Here is a 20,916-nt window from a genome sequence, read left to right on the forward strand (position 1 = left end):
TTAGGGTTTAGTTAGGGTTTAATTAGGGTTAGTTTAGGTTTAGTATAGGTACAAGCTATACTAAACCTAACTTAAGGCTAAGCTATAGGTAAACAAAAACCACACTAAGGAATAAGAAGGTGGTAACGTTGTTATCTTTGTATTAGCTCCACACCGAATCCGATTCAGGCACGCAATCGAGATGCGCTCAAGATATTTACAATCGAATCAAGGCTAATCTAGGTCGAAAACGAGCCGAGCTGCTTGAAACAAAAAAATCCCCAAAAAGTTACTCACTCTCTGGGGAAATTCAAGATCGCACATCTTTCTTATCCAATCTATCTCAACCTATTCGATTTTTTCCTGAAACGAACGAAGTCTTTTAATAAGCGTATGCTCTAAATTCAGCTAAGTGAGTAGATGTTGCACTATTCATAGGCGCTGTCATCGTAATTCGAATGTACCGTGCTTTAACAGGAGTTAGACTGTAGTCTTGCCATGCAGCTGGACTATCAGCCGAGTTGAATGTCAAATCTTTCCCCACTATCTTCCAGTTGATCTTATCCAACGATACCTCAATGTTGAAAGTTTTAAACCCTCCTGTTGTATTGTTATGGCGACGAATCATACCAAAACGGCCAAAAACCTCTATCTTTGACATATCCACGATAAACCAATGTGGAAATACCGGATTATTGCCCGAAGACCAAGTCGAATGCCAAAAGGTAGTAATATCACCATCAATAAGGCTCTGAGGTTTACCATTTGCAGCGCCTTCCTGTGTCTCTATTGAAGAAGTCTCTGCTGACCACATCGTTTTACTTAGCAATCCTAATGGATTTACTTGAGTTTTCTGCACAGGAGAAGCTATTCCCTCTGTTTCCATGGTATAGGCTATTTCAGTAGCCTTACCTTGCACGTCAAACGATAGTTTACCCTTCACATCTGTACTCTTTTCTATTACAGCCGTCTTTTTTACCCCATTTAATTCATACTGCACATTGACCGTTACTGGATCTCTAGTTTCATTTTCCCAAGTCAAAACAAGATTGGTACCTTCCATATATGGCACAACTGTAGGAAGAATCAACTTGTAGGTCAGCAAACCCGGAGCCATTTTGGGCTGTGCTGTCGCTATTCTCTTCCATTGATCATCTTGGAATTTCAATGAGAAATCTATCTTTTGAGTCTCGTCCGTCAGATTTGACACTGTTACCGTATCTACATTATTTCCCTTCAAGTCTACCTCAAAAGGTTTGCCAGCAACACTATATGACAATTTCCCCGGAAGTTCACGCTGTGATGTAGTGGGAAAGATAAATGTGACCCCACCTGGAATTGATTGAACTGTAACATTTTCTATTTTATAATCTACCTCATACGCCCTTGGACTTAACGAGGTTTTGGTAATCTTAGACCCCGTACCGTCCGAAGTGAAATACTGCAAGGAGAAGTCATAGCTTTTCAACTCACTCAAGTGAATAATAGTAGGCTCATTAAACTTCGTCACATCCAATACTTTATCTGAAGTCCCATCTTTATAGCTGACCTGAGCTTTTATAACTCGATCTGATAAAGCAGGCCAATGTACTTCTATATTTTGATTAAAGGCTGAAACATAGGTCAAATTTGTTGGTTTTGCCGTAGGCCGTGTCTCGGTGACAATGGCTTCCTGATCCCCTTTCGGAGGAAATACAAGCTCTTCTTCTTTACAACTCCCCACGCTCAGCAAAAAAGCTCCTAAAATGACATTAAATGCCCAGCTCATTTTAAAATTCCTTTTCATCTTTAAATAACGATTATTCCACCACGTCGATGGAGCTTAGTTTAAAATCTATTTTTATTGTTTTGGCAAGAGAAATTCCACTTCATATTTATTTAAAAATACCTGTCCTTCTAATTTCCAATCTTTTAATGTCCGCACTTCCAACCAATAAAATATTTGCGGAAAAAAGTCTGCTGCTTGAATAAACACAGCATTTTCGCCTAAATCACAAGGCACCACTTCGGAGGTTATTCTGGATTGAAAATTTCCACTAAGCCCCATGGCACTTTTGCCTGATACCTCATTCTTAATCGAACCGCCCTCAGCTGGTGACATTTTCCAATAACCTTTTAGGTTATCAGCGAAAGCTGAATTTGTCAACTCCTCTGAAGAACATAAAGAATTACGGATTTCATCTTGAGTAAATGCTTTATTAAAGATCGACACATTTGAAATATCAAAATCGACTAGATCATAAGATATACTTGGACGATACCCAAAGATCAAAGGATCATTAGTCTTAATATTGGCAACGTTCATTCCCGAAGTGTTCGTTTCTTGCGCCAATGTACCATTGTTGTAGATCTTAATATTAACCTGATCATTTCCAATGACTTTGATAACAGTGGTCATCGTATACCACTCACCATTTACTTTTGCCGTTTGGCAAGTAGCCTCCTTCACACCGTCACTGATCTTCACTTGTAAATCATTTCCCCAGGTATAATACATCCATCCCGGAGTACCCAACGACGTATTCGAATCTTTACCGAAGATACCTGAATACCAATAGTTATAAGTATTGGGCTGATAGGTCGATGAAATAATGGTGTTGTTCAAATTAAACCGAAAACGCGAAGAAATCGTTAATTCTTTTGTGGTTGCCAAATCATAATCGCTTGAATTCCCCAAATTATCACTAACAGCCCTTACACCCAGTGGTTTATTTCCAGTACCATCATAACCCCACATTCGCACGTAACTCATTGGTTTGCCCGTCAACTCCGCACCTTTAAAGCTTTTATTTTGAAATAGAGCAAAGGTATTTCGCTCTTGTAAGGTGCTCCCTCCGTAAGAATTTCCAATTCCGCCATGATTTGATGTTAAGATTATCAACCAATCTTCATTGGGATAATTTTTACGTGCAGTCAATGCTTTGGTTATTTCGCCGATATAGCCGTCGACTTTTTTTAGGGCGTTCTCATAATCACTATTGCTTCGTGTGAAGCCGCCTTTTTCTCCAGCTTCCAATAAAGACGTAAATTGTATGATCATAAAATCGCTATTTTTCGTATTCAACAAGTCCAATACCTTAGTCTTTACGTCCTCATCCGTTGCGCCATTATAAGTTTCATTTGCACTCACAAGCAGTTTATCATTCAAGGTAACTGATCGCGACACGACAGTTGTCTTCATCGAAGGAGCTACTGTTGCTATACGATACAACATAGACGGATAACCAGCAACATTTGCATGGGGATCGTCCTCGTTTGGTCTTGGAATGTAAGACTCATCGGTAATATGATGGTTTGCGTATGTCACCCCACTCATCATCGTCATCCAGGAAGAAGCGTTGCTGGTATTCTCATCGGCCAAAGCATTGAACGTGTACTTACTTGTCTTCAGTAATTCTGAGATATTAGTTGGTAAACTCTTCTTCAACTCTTGCCCCACCAGTCCATCAATAGAGATAAAAAGCACCTTACGTTTGACGGGTTGTTGCAAATTTTGCTCATATTCTTCATACACTGCAGGCGGGTTGGCATATTTTGTACAGCCAACAAGTAAAAAAGCCGCACTCAGGACAAGAACTAAGACTTTCTTTATATTGAATAATCTTTTCATAACATCAGTTTATATATCGTAAAATACCCCTAACTCAGCAATCGCAACGTGAACTGCACCACCGGTATTTGGATCCGGGAATACAAATTTCACATATTGGGCCTCCACGAGATTCGAAAAAGTAAACTCTTTCATCGCAGCATTTTGCGCCGTTGTTTGGGAACTACTCGCCAGTGCAAATTGGCCCATATCGGTCCAGTTTTTATTATCCTTACTGATTAAAACTTTAACCTTAGTCGCGAAGGTCGCATTCGCTCTATTTTTATAATAGAATCCTTTAAACACATTCACTTCCTTCATATTCATGGTAAGCTCTACGGGAAGGTTAGTCGGTATACTGCAACCTGAATAACATGTATGCCAATAGGTGTTTGGATCACCATCCGTCATAGCATTAAACTTACCCGTGCTTTCGTTAGTTGCTGTAGCAACATTGGCCGTAAATTCGAAAAGGCCACTTGGCAAGAAATAACGGGGCTGTAATACACCGTCTCCACCAGCAAAAGTCAATGGGTTGTATTCCCAGATCGCACGGTCCATCGGCGGATACTTCTCCCGCATTTCACGTTTGGCTGAACTACTTACCGGTATGCCCCATGCAATAAAAAAACGATTAAAATCTTTCCCGGTAAAATTACATAGCTGGCGATAAAAGTAATCCCGTTTTCCTTGATCCAATGAACTGGAAAAATTTTCATTCCGTGCTTTACTATATATATATGGAAAGAAATTCCAGCCAGACTCGCCGTTTTTACCTGTTGTCTTATCGAAAATCTGAAGGAATGGCGTTAGTCGCGCAAAAGGATCGTCGGCATCAATACCCAATTCTACTGGAAAATTAGAAAAGTTCTTTGCAGAAGTCAGTGCTGCAAATTTTAAAGCCGCGGGAATCGATGTCTTCAAAGCAGGATGGAAATCGATCCGAGAGGTAATGCTCCGATTTCGTGCAGCATTAAATATGAACAAGTTATTTGTCGTCTCCCCCAAATCAGACCAGCTCCAGGCCCAGCTCGCTTGGTAATTGTGTCCGACCTCATGATATGATCCCCATGAAGTTCCTTTCCTGATTGTATTCGGATTGGTCAATTCATCTAGCCAATATTCATCTTCTTGCATCACCCATGGATTACCGCTATGGGCATATCCTAAGGAGGGATGAATATCCATCACACCTCTTTCCCAAAATTCTGGATAGCGATTCTTTGGGTCGGCCGCATCTGCGGACAGTCCCATCCACTGGTAATAATCTTTGACATAGGTATCATCCCACAGGCGTAAAGCCTCATCCACCTGATCCATTTTGCCGGACTGGATGAATTTGACAACCAATGAACGCGGAACGGAAAAGGCAACACGCTCTCCGATAAGATCCATCCAAGGGACATCCTGAGACAGGACCTGCTTTTTCCAATCCGCCACGGTAGACTTTCCTAAAATAAAGTCTGTGGACTTGACAGCACCCGCTACTTTAATAGTGACAGGAGATGTGCTTGCTTTCTGATTAATAATCCATATGGTTCCACCATAAAGGTTCTTAATATAGTTTGTTCCAGGAAATAATTCCTTTCTCGTGTACAGAATAGGATCTCTACGCGGCGCATCTTTGCCCGTTATATTATCTGTATGCACGCCAATCTGCACCGTCATGCCAATACTACCTGCAGGTACAGTGATCCGAATAACTTCGCCTGCAGGTGCATACAAGCCGGTCGTGTAAATTGGCGCTGGTGTGACGCTCACTTTATATTCAAAGGACGATACATACTTCCGGTTCATAACCATAGCAATTGTGGTATCCTTAATGCGCGCCACATTTTCCCCAACCAATCCGGGATATATCCTAGCTCTATGGTACAAGCTTTTATCTGCTTTGCCCATGGTCGTATCCGTCAACAAGGGAGTTTCTGTAGAATCACCAGATTGATAACCGTCTGGAAACTCCATACCATATTTACTGCAGGACGAGGCAAAAGCCATCAACCCGACCAATAATCCAAAAACTAAATATCTCTTTCTCATTAGGTTAAAATTTGGTTATTTTCTAATCTGTGTATAATTTGGTGTCCAGCTCTTGCCGTCCAAATTCCATGACGATTCTACTGATACGCCCAACCATTGGTAAATCATAAACGGAACATCTACGGCATTAGGTACTAAACGGTAAAACGATTCCGCAATTGGCGGTTGAAAAAACGGCACCAATTCATTGAAGCTTGTCCAAGCAACCGGACCTGTCAATCTAAAGTTGCCCGCTCCCTTACCTGTTTTTTCAGTCAGTATGGACGTGTTGACATCGTCATAGCCTGGCCAATATCCTTGCAGATTATTCCAAAATGGAGAAGTTTCATCAATATTTGTTACACCGCCATAACGCTTTACCTCTTCTGCAGAAAACGCACGATTATAAATCTGTACATTACAGATCGAAATATTACAGTCTGTATTTCCATCCCCTGGATTGAAGCCTAAGGTCAAAGGACTTGTATTATCGAGGTTATTGCCATTGGCCCCAGCTTGAGAGATCTTTCCTGAAGCTGTCGCATTTGTTCCATCGGTATAGACGTACACGGAATCCTGGCTACCGCTTCTTTTAATGACCGCTGTCAGTGCATGCCACTCTCCGTCATTGATACTTGGGCCAAATGTTTGTCCTGCAATTGAACTATTAAACCCCCAGTAATTTCCTTCCAAAAAGAAATTCCAGCCAGCCCCCGTAAAACCTTGAGCACGTTTAGCAAAAAATATCGGGTAATAGTAATTGGAATTTGCTACATTATATTTCAAAAAGAGGGTCATCGTCCAATCGCTTCCGGTACCCATGTTGAATTTATTCGCATCCGCAAGTTTCCCAACAACCTGATTGTTGCTGGCGTAGGTATACCGCGTTGCATTAGCAACAAAAGGGATATCTTTAGCATTAGGCCTCGGAATAACTTTTCGGGCAAACTTTGGTGAATAAAAAAGCGTATAGGTATCTCGTTTATGGTCACCATACGGTGTAAAGTCGACCACAGGATCGGTAGACTCTCCGCCCTGAGCTGAGGTCACAATCACGATCCAGTTTTCTGTACTGAAGCTGGTTCTCTTTTTGATCGCTTCCCACAAGGACTGAACTTGTTTGTCCAATACATTAACCGCAGCTACATATTTTGTATCATCAGCAGTATAACCTGACGATTTTCCCGCTTGATCAACTTCAGTTAAATGAACTACATTTAGATCGGATTCGGTTGTTGACAACGCTATCTTTGCCGCGCTGACTACTGTCCCATCATTGCTTTCTATCTTTACTTCAGCATCTTTACCCAGTGTGTTACCATACTTTATATCAGAAGTAAAAAGGCTCGATTTACGGCTTATGGCATCTTCTTTCAGTTTTGTAAAAATCGTTGGATATTTATTCAAATCGATCGGGCTTAAATCTGTACCGACCACTTTATTTTTAGCACTATTAACCCCCGTCAGCAATGCGGCAGTAACCGATTGATTGGTTACTTCAAAATCAGTTGTTGGATCGGCCAGACTACCATAGGTAACCAAACCATTACGCGCCATCAAGTCGATATTTGCGGGTGCAATGCTTTGCATCGCAGGACCTGAAAGTCCGTCAACAATCACCAATAGTACTTTATCGCGGCTCTCGGGACTATCTTTTGCCTCGTTGAAATTTTGAAGCAAGTTGGGGAAATCTTTGTTACATGCTGCGCACAACACGAAGACGCCAAGTGCTAAAGATATATGTTTAAAAGTTCTTAAATACTTAATCATAACCAGTTTCATTTATTGGGTTAGTTCTTAATTTCCAGGCGAAAGAAGTTTCCGTATGTTTTCTGTCCAAACTGGAGTATGCTTCCTCCCACCAGCAATGCCGGTTCTCCTAAAGAAGATTTGGTCTCGACAACCTTGGATACTGAACCGACAAAGGGTCCCAATGAGTTATATTTTTGTAGGAGTTCACCATTTTTTTCCAAAATCAATAAATTGGATCTGGGAATACCCGCATAACTATTTTGTGTTCCGTCGATCAACACCTGTCCATTATTTAGAATTTGAGCATAATTCGGAACACCTGTACCTAAATCACGCAAGATAAAAGTATCATCAACGGTACCATCTGTATTCATCAGGGCGACATTATTGACTTTTCCTGAAGCTCCAGCGCCGGTGAATATGCCTGAAACAGCCAATTTTTTCAGACTACTGTTATAATTCAGGGCAAATAGTCTGGTGATGTTTCCTTTTAGGGAAAAGGTCTCGTCCAAAGAACCGTCTGCTTTGATGCAAGCAATACCGTTGGCGACTTTACCATTATAGGTGGTAAAAGCTCCCACGATAACAATACGTTCATTATCAATCATCGCTGCATCGAAAATCTGTGCGTTCGCGCCTGCGTTGTTCAATGCAAATGTGGAGTCTAGAGAACCGTCTTCCTTCATACGAATGACCCCTTTTGCAGCCGAGAGAATATATCTGCGCGTGTCGCGAGAAGAATAGTTATAATCAATTTTAAAATGCGAAGTAAAGTTCCCTACAGCAATCACTTTATTGTCGCTTGTGGCAAACGTTCTAATAATTGTGCTATTTACGCCGCCATTAAATGCGGATACCGTGTCCAATGAATTTTTAGGATCGTTGCCTGTATTGATTACTTCCACGATCATAGAATCGATTTTTCCATCGTTATTGACGCGGACAATATTACCTACTGATCGCATTGCAAAACTCCCCAAAGAACCGGCAAAAATAAATTTACCATCATTTGTTTTTGCTATGCTTCTAATATAACCTCCTCCAAATGTACCTTGGCGAAAATTCATATTATTGTTAGATTTGCCATTCGCGTCAATAAAGTGGACTCCATTTCGATACACTCTTTTATCCGCTGCAACATTCTCATAATTTGACTCATTTTCAAAATTGGAAAAGGATCCAGCCACAATAAAGCCACCTGCATTTGGTAAAATATCGTATACAGCACCTCTAAATCCGTTCACCATTCCATAATTTTCATCTACGGAGGTGTTACCTTCTATTTCGAGGCGTGGGCCATAGAAAACTTCTTCACCGACCACCACCTTGGCATCTCCTGATGTAATCTGTGGCGGTACTTTAATCGTGATTAAAGAGTCTTTAGCCGATACAATTTCGACAGCAGTATTATTTACAAAAAAATTGATCTGATCCAATTTTCCTTTCAGACCTTTTACATAAAAGTCTACTAATTCGCCAGGTTTGGCAGTTCCCGGATCTGGGTAATTAATATAAAATCCAATGCCCAGCGATTCTTTGCCTCCAGCATAGGGATCGGCTCCGGTTACAATATCCTTGCTACACGCAGCCAAGGTAATTACTACGATTATCAGGACAAGTATTTTGGTTATTAAATTTCTTTTCATATCATATCGTTATTTCGGTAGTACTCCCAATAAAAAAGCCTCATTTGCAAAATTATAGCTCTGAAAGCCGAATGAATGTTTCGAAAATTTCAGTACATGTAACACACCATTGGTGGGTTGAATATCCGATGTGGCTATCGGTGCGGTAATATAGGGGACCAAAAAATCCTTCAATTCCTCCGGCACACTCACGGTATACGGAAAGTTTAAATACAGTTGGCGATACCCAGCATATTTAATGACCTGAGTTCCTCCAGAACTTTCATTCTTACTGACCACATCATTATAAAGTACACCAATATTCATATCTTCACCGGCGATGTTTTTGTATACCCCACCCGAGAAAGCGGCCAGGTTTAACGTATCGATCTGGCGATAATCTTTGGCAACGCTCTTGCCTTTAAAAATGTATCTGGACAGGTATTTTCGCCAGACTTCGGGCCTAATCTGCTCCAGTTTGGTTATGGAGTCTTGGCCTGAACGGAATAACGTCTGATTCAGCAACCATACAGACTTTAAAATGCAGGGATCAGGCGGAGCAAAAAAAGTAACTTCATCATTTTTGAGGACATCATCCAGCTTCGCAACTTTCAATGCTACCATCAATGTATCAAACAAATCTGGTCTCGATTCCAGGTAATTCCAAATCGTACCATTAAACTTTGCTTCATAAACTCCTGTATCGATATAATCTTCTTTTTTGCAAGCCGAGAACAGTGAAACTGCCATCAAGACTAAAAAAGTATATTTCCAAATCTTTTTCATGATCTATTCTTTTAGTTCCAATAATTATTTAATTGCATATAAGGATTATTGTTCAGCGCAGCTTTGTCGATTGGCCACGTCCAACCACCTGCATTGAAGGCAGCTACTGACATAGGCACTTGGGTATATTCGGAATTGATAACCTTTTTTGTTCGAACCAAATCATAGTAGAAATTACCCTCGCCCAAGAGTTCTCTGACACGTTCCCACCAGATCCCATCTTTCAGATCCTCCCCACCATCTCGTATTGGAGCAGCTTTGGCCCGCGTACGGATGACGTTGACAACAGTTCTTGCTTCTTCATCTTTTCCCAATTCAGCCAATGCCTCAGCCCGCAATAAAATGGGGTCGGCATAGCGAAAAACCATCTGGTTATCGTCGGGATTATTATCTTCGCCCTCTTCCATAAACACGTTCGAAAATTTTAGGCATTGAAAATCGCCATTTGTTGCATAGATGTCTTTATCAAACCAATATACCTTTCGTTGATCGTCCGCCGATGGTGGATACATATTTTCCATAAATTTTGGATCGTAAAAGATATAGGATTTGGTTGTCACTTTATTTGGTGCGTGGAGGACATAATCTGAATAAGATGCTGATAAGTGAAAACTTTCGCCATAGTTGAAGTTCTGCACAATTTCAAATAAGCCTTCTTTTGTGCGTCCTTTAAAAATTTCCTTTGTTCTACTAAGGTCTAACAGCGCATAAGCGCCACCATTTTCTTCCATTAATTCTTTCCCCAAATCGGCTACTTTCTGATAGACAACGGTCTTATCTTCGGTACCTAATCCTGCGATCCACATATTGATATGCATGTTCAGTGCGATTGCAGCTCCCCGCATAGCTTTAACAGCAACAATGGAAGGATCATCATAGGTCCAAGGCAAATCTCCATAAGTTGCATCTAAATCGGAAGAGAGGCTCTTTAGTACAGTGAACATATTTGTCCTAGGCAATGGATTGGTATTTATATCCGTATAGTAAGGAATATCACCATATAAACGCACCATGAAAAAGTAAGCTAACGATCTTAAGAAAATGGCTTCTGCTTTATACGATTTTTTCATGCTTTCATTGAGGAATGGCATGTCTTTGTTTTCGAGTTGATAGATCATAATATTCGCATTCTGCACCATCTTGTAGAAGCTATTCCATTGTGTTATTTTTGGAAAGCCAAAATAGGAGAACTCCCCTTGCCGCGCCATCAGACCGTTCAGATCGTTATATTTAAGATAATCGATATAATCCCTTTCTGATCCACTGGTCGCACTTGTTCGGTTCGTTGGTGCACAACGCAAATCACCCGATGCCGGAAAAAAGATGTTCGTCATCGTTGCTTCCCGAAAGGTGGAATAAATTCCCCCCATATACTGATCCACATCGGCCTGTCTTGTCCAGTAATTATTTCCTGTCAACTTATCAATCTGTGTAATATCGAGAAAACCCTTTCCACAGGAGCTCAATCCTAGAGAGGCCCCTAGTATAAATAGATATAATAATTTCTTTTTCATGTTGTCTTCGAACTTAGAATTGTACACTTACCCCCAATGAATAGGTTCTTCTGCTTGGATAACCGTTTGAACCATCGCGTCCTACACCTGTTACCAATTCGGGATCTGGCCCGGAGTAGTTACTAAACGTATATACATTGTTTGCCGTCAAATTGATTCGGGCAGATGATACGCCAAAGCGACGTGCCCATCTTCGGTCAAAATTGTATCCCACTGTAACCGAATTAATTTTAACATAGGATCCATCCTCCATAAACATAGTTGAATTATAACGATACGGATTGTACAAGGACAGACGTGTAAAATCAGAAACATTCGGATATTCTGCGTTGTCTCCCAATTGGCGCCACACATTATAGGCATCCAATGGTACATAAGCCCCCGGCGCTCCATCGCCATAATTTTGTCCACTTGGGTCTGAATAATTCCGGAAACGATCAGTCAATGCTGTATTAAGGATATCACGGTCTATGGTATAGGATAATTGCGTACGCAAAGACCAGTTCTTATAACGCGTATACAGATATAGACCTCCTGTGATTGCAGGTTGTGAATTACCGACATACACTAAATCATTTTCGTCGAGTACATAATCACCATTTAGGTCAGTGAAGATAGGGTCACCGGCACGGAAGAATTTACCTTCACTCATTTGGCCCCCTGCGCGGTAGCGTAATCCAGTTAATGGGTTGACCGGTACTTGATCGTCGGCTGTATAAACTCCTTTATAATCATACAACACAAAGGTAAAAGCATTACGACCCAAACGATAAAATTGAGGAAGGTCGTATCCTGATTCATCCGGTTGCAACAATTGACGTGCTCCATCTGGCAATGATGTTACATAATCTCTATTAATCGCAAACGTTGCATTGGCATTCAGCTCCCAATCAGCGCTCGCTAGTCTTGGTCTATATTGGATACTCAATTCATGCCCTCTATTCACCATAGCTGACTCGTTGGTCAAGACATTGGAGAATGCGTTATGATTTGCAATTGGTTTTTTACGGAGTATCTTATCCGATTGCTTATAATATGTTTCATAAGTTACATAGAGCGAGCTATTAAAAAAGCCCAGTTCGGCAGCAACGGACCACTGCGTTGTCGATTGTGGAACCAATCCGGTATTGGGAGCTACGTCCAAATCCAAAGAGGTTGTTGGTCTATTATTGTAGCGACCGTCATCAATCTTATACCAACCATAAATATCCGAGAGGGATCCCGAAGGAGAGATCGTTCGTCCGACCGATCCTCTTAAGAAACCTGTGTCCCACCAATCCATATTTTCCATAAACTTCTCTTTCTTGAAATTCCACCGCAAACCCGCTGATGGATTTCGGGTCCAAGGTGTTGCCCCCCCGGTCAATGAACTACCGTCAATTCGATAGGTTAAATCAAGAATATACTTGGAATCGTAGTTATAGGAGAAACTTCCCGCATACGCAACCGATCTAAAATTATTCAATGAATTCAACAATCCACCGAGCGAGTTTCTTGTATTGTAGCTAATGCCCGTTTGAAATTGATCATTTGCTGTTCCGCGAATCTTCGATAAATCTTCGGAATAGGCTGTTATTTCCATTTCCGTGAATCCGTAGACATTAAAAAGATGCTTTTCTTTAATTGCCTTCACATAAGACAGTTGATTCCGGTTATAGACTTTACTTCTGTTGCTATAATAATTGTATACTTCCGAAGAGTTTCCTAAGAGTATCTCAGGAGTATAACGATCTTTTGTTGCTGTTGTATAGTTATAATTTAGGGTAACAGACGCTCGTACATCTTTAATGGGCACATACTGCAATTCCAATTGTCCCAAATAATTTCCTGTTTTATTTTGGTCATCCACGCCCAATGCTGATAATGCACCCATGCTTCCAGAAAATAAGGAAGGCGAAGGATACAGTGAGGTTGTGTTGACTGATTTCCCTACCCCTGTCTGCATCAGGGCATTCCCCGAGCCCATCTTATTTTGCGCCACATTGACATTGATATTGGTCATCATCCTGAAACGGTCACTCGGCTCATATTGCATATTGGAGGTCAAGGTATATCGTTTAAACCCCGTATTGGCGATGATACCATTTTCATCATAATAGTTCATATTGGCTTTATAATTGAATGTACGCTCGCCTCCCGAGATCCCAACATTATGTGTCTGGTTCATGGTATTGCGGTAAAAATAAGACTGCCAATCGGTTGAATTATTAAAGTACGGATTCAGGGAATCGGCCAATATCGGTGAGTCGTTGACACGTCGCAATGCTGCCGCCAATGTTGTATCGTTCATCAAGATCTGTTCTAAACGTACCATGCGCTCGCCTTTACCACCAATAACGCGTCGCAATTGCGGCACTGCGGACAAGAAAAACTGGCCTTGATAATTTACGATGGGAACCTTCGAATTTCCACGTTTGGTGCGTACCTGGATAACACCATAAGCGCCTCGCGATCCATACATTGCAGTCGCCTGTGCATCCTTCATCACGGTAATATCTTCAATATCTTCTGGTGGAATCATGGAAATTGGAGATACTCCAGGTCCTGCTGTTTCAAATCCATATTCGTACCCCGAGTTATCATCAATAGGTACTCCATCTATGACAAACAAAGGTGAAGTTGGCGTCACAAATGTATTATCTCCACTCCCTGAAACGTTGAAATTGGACATCCCACGTACTGCCATCGTTCCCCGCATACCTGGACTACCGGTATTGTTCTGGATATTTAAACCCGCCACTTTACCTTGTAGGAGATCTACGAAGTTACCTGAAGGAATATCTTGAATTTCTTTACCAGAAATTGTAACCACCGATCCCGTCAAGGTTTCTCTTTTACGCTGTTGATAACCGACGACTACTGTTTCTTCCAGTTCTTGTGTAGTCATTTCCAAAGTCACATTGTACTCTTTTTTTCCTGCAACAATCGTATATTTTTCGGTACGATAGCCCTGATAGGAAAATACCATCACTCCGCTGTTCGGTACTGAAATTACAAATCGCCCATCTTCTCCGGTTTTCCCCAGATCGCGTTTAGGATTTTCTAACCGGATAGAAACGCCCCCAAGCGCCCTATTATCGTTTCCTTTCACAATACCCTTGACCATGGTTTGAGCCCAGGCCTCCCCCACAAAAAGGGCGCAAATGAAAGTGAATAGTATGCAAAATTGTTTCATAATTTTAAAGCTAATTAGTGCGTCCATCATCAGTCAAATTTTGGCGTTTCATTGGTGAAACGAAACTGTATCTCCCAATCGCCTTCTTCGTAAATCGCAAATGGCATCCGGATGCCACAGTCTTCTATTGTACCAAACTGACCTTTTCTACGAAATTTAAAATTCATTACAGCAGATGAACCACCTGCGGAAGTATAATCTGTTTGAATTGGAGCTAAGGGGATAGGATAAGCAACATCATAAATGACCTTGCCATTTTCAAATCTGTGGTTAAAACCATGAACTAATTTATCCCATTCTGTCGCTGCAAATTTCTTCACATCGATTGGGCGATTTAAAGAATCCAAGAAACTTATGGTCAACGTTCTACTGCCTGAGCTTTTGCTTTCCAATTTATTGAAATACACATTGATTTCACTCGGAAAAATATATAGATTCGTTCGTTCTCCAAATAAATTGGTGGTATTGCTTGGATGTGTATAGGGTAAGGGCGACAAGCCTGTCACCGGATCCATTATGCTAGGTTCAAAGGCTCGTTCACGATAAGGTCTTAACTTGAAATCCCGCAAATATCGGCGCCCGCCTGTGTTGCTAACTTCAATATCAAATAGATATCCAGCGTCCGGCTGTGCTTTGACAAAATTTGAATTAACCGCCTGTCCCCAAAAATTTATATTACCTGACTTTTCAAGAATCTCGAGAACAGGACGATATTCGATCTGACGCTTACTTTCAATCTCGGCGATAGACTTCTCCTCACCGGTATAGGCACCTTTCCAAACTTTTACCGGAAATTTATCTTCAAAAAGTGTTGAAGGCTGTCCATCGATATCACGCACATTTACAATTTTGAAATGAAGTGGTTGTGATGTATTCTGTCCAATATTGACGATATTATTGTAAAAGGTATTCCTTCCCAACAGTGGCATAAACTCTTGTGTATTATAGACCACATCAGTACCCAAAGAATCTTGATCATCCGGAATATATTTATTACATGAAGCCAACATGAAAAGTCCCATCCCGAACGCCAATATTTTTGCGAATTTTAATATTTTCTTTTCCATGCTATTTGTTTAATAATTTAGCCAGTTTACTAAAGCCGAAATTATGGCTTGGAGCAAGAACATGTAACATCCCATTGCGTGTACGGATATTCACCACAGAGGTCGCACTTTCCTGCCAGTAGCGTTGAAAAATAGACTTGTTCATATCACTCAATATGATCTGTTGCTGCCCTCCACCTATAATGCCAGAAGCGGACGTCACTTTATATTTTAAGGTCATATCATAGTTATCAATGGCTTTGATTACTTTACCTTCAATGAAATCCCGTAAATAGGGAGTATCATACTGCCCTTCAAAGGCATAATGATAGGTCAAGGAATCGAGTACCAATTGCGGAATTTCTTCAAGATAAAGAGGAGACCTGTTTCCCGCTCTACGCACACCATTCATTGCTTCCAAGGCATTGGTGAAACTACTGTTGGTCATCGCGAAAAAGGTAGTTTTTGTATTGGGATCTTTCAATTTGGCGCGTACCGAAGGAACACGATCCAATACTAATAATAAGGAGTCATAGGTACTACCCTGTGATTCTAAAAACTCCAATGAGGTTCCATCAAATTCGGTATATTTGACTTGAAAATCTTCGTAATAGGTATTGCCTTTTTTACAACTAGCGACGGCTAGAAGCATCACAATGAGCGATAAGCCTAAAAAAATATGTTTGTTTTTCATGATTATCTATGCTATTATTTCCAGTATGCGTTTTGAACCAGTTTGGAATTTCTTTCCAACACATCCGAAGAGATAGGCCAATAGATGCCTCCTTTCTGAATCAAATCATTCATGACAGGGTTATTTTTCTTGATCTTTGCCAGACGTATTTGGTCGTACCATCTCCAGCCTTCGCCCATTAACTCCCGTCTTCTTTCCAAGAAGATTTCTTCCAATAAATCCTTAGATGAGTTGTTGATATAAGGTTTTAGACCACGGCGCTCTTTAATGACGTTTAGGTATTTGATGGCGTCATCGCGCTGATTAAGCACCGCTTTAGCCTCTGCTTGCAGTAAATAAATTTCTTCAAGGCGGGTAAACACTAAGTTTGATCCAAAAATGGAAAAATCAGAATCGCCATTACCGTTGCGAATCACCTTTATCTTACTGAAAATTGGAATATCGCCGTTGTAATTGGTGAAGTAATTGGTTCGTACCAATCCCGAGATAGAGTCAATACCAAATCGCGTATCGTTGACATCATCAAACAATTTGTTGATCGTATCTCGGCTGACATAAATATCCGGTTTGGCTTTGGTCACAATTGGATACCCCAACGTCAATGATTCGATATGGCCCGTATTTGTTGCTTCACCTAATTCGTAAGAAGCGCGGATCGCTAAGATCTGTGCCCGCGTGCTTGGTCCGAATAAGCCGTCTGTCGGATTCACCAATGCTGGGGTTGCCAATAGTTCAAGGCTCGCTTGCGAATAGTTGTCTATAACAAATCGAGAGTAGACCTCCGCATTGATGTATTTGCCTTGCCAAGCCGCCACGTGGGCCAAAAGGGAGTATGCTGTAATTTTGTTGACGAGTACGCCAACCCAAGTCCCATAACTCTCTCCATAATAAGTTTGTGTTCCGAACGCATATCGATAAGGCAAATCCTGAGCTGCTGCCAATAGTTCGGTTTCCGCGAAAGCTAAAACTGTCGCTTCGGTAGATCTTGCTAGTTCCGTGAAGGAACCATTATCATAAGAGTCTTTTAGCAGCGGAACATCGCCCCAGATACGCACCATATAGAAATACATCAGGGCACGGATCGTGCGGGCTTGCGCCACATCGAATTTCATATCTCGCTCAGTATATCGCTTATCTTTCGCCATAACTTCGGGGGCTCGTTCGATAAAAAGTGAAGCAGCATTGATCACTGCATAGAATCTACGCCAATCTGTTAGGTCCTTTAGTAAAGGATAAGCTGATCTTAGTTTGTTTTCTTGTACCACACGAAGATCCGCACGCGAATAAGGTGTAAAGTCTCCGTAGCGCATCTCTCCATAAATCCAGTGTCCATAATTGTCAACTAGTGCCGCACGCATCAGACCGTATATGCCCATTAAATGTGCGCGCGTATCAGATATGGATTGCCACTCCAGTTTCTCTGAGCCGAGGTTAGACGCTACAATATCCAGTTTTTTATTACATGAGCTCGCAAAAGCAGTGATTCCCAGTGCCATCAGGAACAGCGCCGCCCATCGATTGTATCTTTTCATAATCTTTCTACTATTAAATTATTACAGATCTAACTTAACCCCTAAGGAAACTACTGGGGACAACGGCAGTCCGTAACCTGTATAATATCCATTAAAATCTATCAGTTCGGGATCCGTTCCTGAAAACTTGGATATTGTTAATAAATTGGTTCCTGATACGTAAACATAAGCCCTACGAATCGTCTTAATTTTGTCCTTTACGTTGTTCAATTGCGCTAGATCATAGCCTATAGTCAAGGATCGTAACTTTAAGAAAGATGCGTCTTCTAAAAACAGGTCCTGGTCCACACGATAGGCAACAATCGGACTCCATGGATTATAAATCGGGTATTTAGTTAGATCAACATCTTGCTGCCAATGGAATACTTCACGAATTCCATCTAATGAATTGGTGTTTTCAGTATTGATAAAGTTATATTTATTGGAAGCGCGTTGATTTAGCGCTTTATGCCCAAGCGCAAAATACCATTGCATATTCAGGTCGAAACCTTTGTATTTGAAGGAGTTTTGAAACGAACCGCTCAGCTTTGGCATTGCATTTCCTTTTAGGACACGATCGTCATCATTAATTTTAAAATCTCCGTTCTGATCTTTCCAAATCGGATCTCCCACAGCGAAATCCACACCGTCAAACTGTATTTTTTGCCCGTTTTGAACAGGAATACTTGCTTCAGTATCGAAAGATCCTTGATTTTCATACAGCCAAAACTGATCAATAGGACTACCTACTTTCAGTAACCGGTTACCCACTTTCAATTGCTTACGTCCTCCGGGGAGCGCTGTCAACTTATTTCGATTGTAATTTAGATTAAGTGATGTATTCCATTGAACCTTTTCGCGATTAGAAAGCACATTGGCCGAGAGATTTAGATCCACCCCAGTATTTTCTACATTCAGCCCATTCACAATCTCTCCTGAATAGCCGTATTCTGCGGGAATGGGTGAATTAATCAATTGATTTACGTCTTTCTTTTGATACAAGGAAAGTTCCACATCAATTTTCCTATCCATTAGGGTTCCATCAACGGTCAATTCGGCATGGTCTGTATAAGGCCACTTGATATCGTAGCCTACCCAACCCTCTGAGTAAGGTCTGGAAGCAACAGCAAAGCCATTATAGGATACCAGAGATTTTTCTGATCCCCAATTTAGATCAGCCGTATAATTGGGACCGATGGCAAACTTGCTTGTAAATATTGGTTTTCCAATTCTCGCCCAAGCTGCTTTTATCCCTAAATGGTTAAACAACTTGTCTTCATTTTCGGGAATTAAGTGATACTTCGCCGCAAATGAAGGGGTCATCAACCAACGTGAATCGGGCTGCATTGTCGAAGAGCCGTCATAACGCAATACGGTATTTAATTCGAGGAGATTTTTGTATTTATAGCCAGCAGCCAAATACAGGGAATGTAATCTAAAATCTTCACGGTTATTGTATCGATTTACATATAACCCACCTATTGGGGTCAAATAGCCCGCTTTATTAGGATCACCATTGACTACGTTTACTTTGATAAAATCATTGGGGCCATCATAGGCACGTGCATAATTATACCGATAAAGATCTTGTGTATAAGATGATCCTAAAGTCAAATCCAACTTGTGTATCTCTTGGAACTCCAAATTATATTCTAATCGGTTGTTATATACCAAACGCTGATTAAAACCAAAGTAACTTGACATATAGTTATTGGTCTCCATCAATGACCCCGGAAAAAAAGCTTGTCTTGCACCTTCAGAATAATCTATTCCCAATGACGTATTAAATTTTAGATTTTTTAGAAAATAAAGATCCAAAGTGACAAGGGAATTCAAATAGTTGACCGTATTCTTATCCAAGGCGGCTTTATAGATGTCTAGATATTGTCCATACATTTCCTTATTCGGCGAAATTGGGACAGACAAATCGGGCACGTAAGATGCTTCACCAAATCGATCTCTGAGGCTGCGATTCCGATCTCTCAAACTTCGGCTTGCATTGACTGTGGCTCCAAAATTCAACCATTTAAACGGCGCCATATTCACATTAAATAAGGCATTATACCGCTCAATGTTTGTTTCGTCAGCTGAGCTCGCATTCTTGGTATAACCACCTACGAATGAAAAATTTGCACGATCGTTACCTCCGCGGATACCTATATTTCCACTATAAATGGGTGTATTTCTATAATACTCCTCATTCCAGTTCGCTGGTCCATAGTAATTTGCGTTGGTCGAATCGCTTAGATAACCTGGGTAGTTCAAGCGGTCAGTAACCGATCCATATTTGTTATAAAATATCGACCGAAACATGTTTTCATACTGCGCATTAACTGGCGTCACTACGGGCGTTGTTGCCAGACCAACGTAAGTGTTAATAGAGATTTCACGTTCTCCTTCTCGCCCTGGCTTGGTGAGGATCCAAATCGCTCCATTAGCAGCTAGAGGACCGAGCTTTGCCAATTTTACAGGATCTTTTATCACCTCAATAGACTCAACTGTTGCAAGGTCAATTCCAGCAAAGTTGTCTGTCCCTGGACCAATACGATTGAATTGGTACTGTTGAATAGAATAAGCAAAGTTGTTGTCTCTCGCCATCGGTATTCCATTGACAAATACTGCTGGTTGTACATTAACCGCGTCTTTGATTTCGAACAATGGCGATCCTAGTCCCCGCAGCACCATATTCTTTGGCGCTCCTGGTTCACCTGTCGCTTCTTGTACGTAGAGACCGGCAACTTGCCCTTTCAAAAACTCGGGGATACTGACAACTGGCAGTGTTTCAACGTTTCTTAAATTGAGACTGTCTTTGACACCCTGTTTTTGCAATAAGGTGGCCAGTCGACCTTTAAGTAATCGCTTGTCAACCTCACTGATTTCAGAAGTATCTTGTTTTGAAGCCCAAAAATTAAGGTGGTTAGCCTTCGCATTTGGAATCATGGGGACAAGAAATAAAAAACAAAATAGTCTTTTCATTCGATTTATGTCTTAGGCATTAAAAATTGGTACTATTCGGCTAGAAAAAATGGTATTGGGCTCAGATAAAATTAGTTTCGGCTTTAAGTAATTCCGGACTTTTCGTCCTATTAATAATTGATAGTATGTAACAATTATATAATAATATTTTTAAAGTCAGACATGCTTAAAGGCACGAAATCGATTGCGTAATCGAAACAAACGATTGCACAAAACATTCGTCAATGGCTCAAGGAAAATTGATGGTCGA

At 41.0% G+C, this 20,916-nt stretch carries 12 protein-coding genes; all 12 read right to left on the reverse strand.

Annotated elements, in window-relative coordinates:
• Nucleotides 1-361: 361 nt before the first annotated feature.
• The 12 genes from B3E00_RS12155 to B3E00_RS12210 are packed head-to-tail and all read right to left on the reverse strand — an operon-like array spanning nt 362 to nt 20,666.
• Nucleotides 362-1,765, reverse strand: coding sequence for a discoidin domain-containing protein (locus B3E00_RS12155; protein ID WP_209579441.1), 1,404 nt, complete (start codon nt 1,763-1,765; stop codon nt 362-364).
• Between the two features lie 54 nt (nt 1,766-1,819).
• Nucleotides 1,820-3,589 (reverse strand): alkaline phosphatase family protein, encoded by a 1,770-nt coding sequence (locus B3E00_RS12160; protein ID WP_293938555.1) that lies wholly within the window; start codon nt 3,587-3,589, stop codon nt 1,820-1,822.
• Nucleotides 3,590-3,598: 9 nt separating this feature from the next.
• Nucleotides 3,599-5,608, reverse strand: a complete 2,010-nt coding sequence (locus B3E00_RS12165; RefSeq protein ID WP_293938557.1) for a M60 family metallopeptidase — start codon at nt 5,606-5,608, stop codon at nt 3,599-3,601.
• A gap of 15 nt (nt 5,609-5,623) precedes the next feature.
• On the reverse strand, nt 5,624-7,357 hold the full coding sequence (locus B3E00_RS12170) for a LamG-like jellyroll fold domain-containing protein (protein ID WP_209579438.1): 1,734 nt from the start codon (nt 7,355-7,357) through the stop codon (nt 5,624-5,626).
• A gap of 20 nt (nt 7,358-7,377) precedes the next feature.
• Nucleotides 7,378-8,985 (reverse strand): DUF5008 domain-containing protein, encoded by a 1,608-nt coding sequence (locus tag B3E00_RS12175; RefSeq protein WP_209579437.1) that lies wholly within the window; start codon nt 8,983-8,985, stop codon nt 7,378-7,380.
• Nucleotides 8,986-8,994: 9 nt separating this feature from the next.
• Nucleotides 8,995-9,750, reverse strand: coding sequence for a hypothetical protein (locus B3E00_RS12180; protein WP_209579436.1), 756 nt, complete (start codon nt 9,748-9,750; stop codon nt 8,995-8,997).
• An 11-nt stretch (nt 9,751-9,761) separates the two neighbouring features.
• A complete protein-coding gene (locus B3E00_RS12185) occupies nt 9,762-11,264 on the reverse strand; it encodes a RagB/SusD family nutrient uptake outer membrane protein (RefSeq protein WP_293938559.1) in 1,503 nt (500 codons plus the stop codon).
• Between the two features lie 13 nt (nt 11,265-11,277).
• Entirely contained in the window at nt 11,278-14,439 is a 3,162-nt protein-coding gene (locus B3E00_RS12190) for a SusC/RagA family TonB-linked outer membrane protein (RefSeq protein WP_209579434.1), read from the reverse strand.
• 29 nt (nt 14,440-14,468) lie between these two features.
• Nucleotides 14,469-15,506, reverse strand: coding sequence for a DUF5007 domain-containing protein (locus B3E00_RS12195; protein WP_209579433.1), 1,038 nt, complete (start codon nt 15,504-15,506; stop codon nt 14,469-14,471).
• Between the two features lies 1 nt (nt 15,507).
• On the reverse strand, nt 15,508-16,179 hold the full coding sequence (locus B3E00_RS12200; protein ID WP_293879671.1) for a hypothetical protein: 672 nt from the start codon (nt 16,177-16,179) through the stop codon (nt 15,508-15,510).
• A gap of 14 nt (nt 16,180-16,193) precedes the next feature.
• Nucleotides 16,194-17,711, reverse strand: coding sequence for a RagB/SusD family nutrient uptake outer membrane protein (locus tag B3E00_RS12205; protein WP_293879672.1), 1,518 nt, complete (start codon nt 17,709-17,711; stop codon nt 16,194-16,196).
• A 21-nt stretch (nt 17,712-17,732) separates the two neighbouring features.
• Nucleotides 17,733-20,666, reverse strand: a complete 2,934-nt coding sequence (locus B3E00_RS12210; protein WP_293938562.1) for a SusC/RagA family TonB-linked outer membrane protein — start codon at nt 20,664-20,666, stop codon at nt 17,733-17,735.
• Nucleotides 20,667-20,916: the final 250 nt, after the last annotated feature.

Origin of the sequence: Sphingobacterium sp. UBA5996, assembly GCF_002429765.1 — a bacterium.
Lineage (GTDB): Bacteria > Bacteroidota > Bacteroidia > Sphingobacteriales > Sphingobacteriaceae > Sphingobacterium.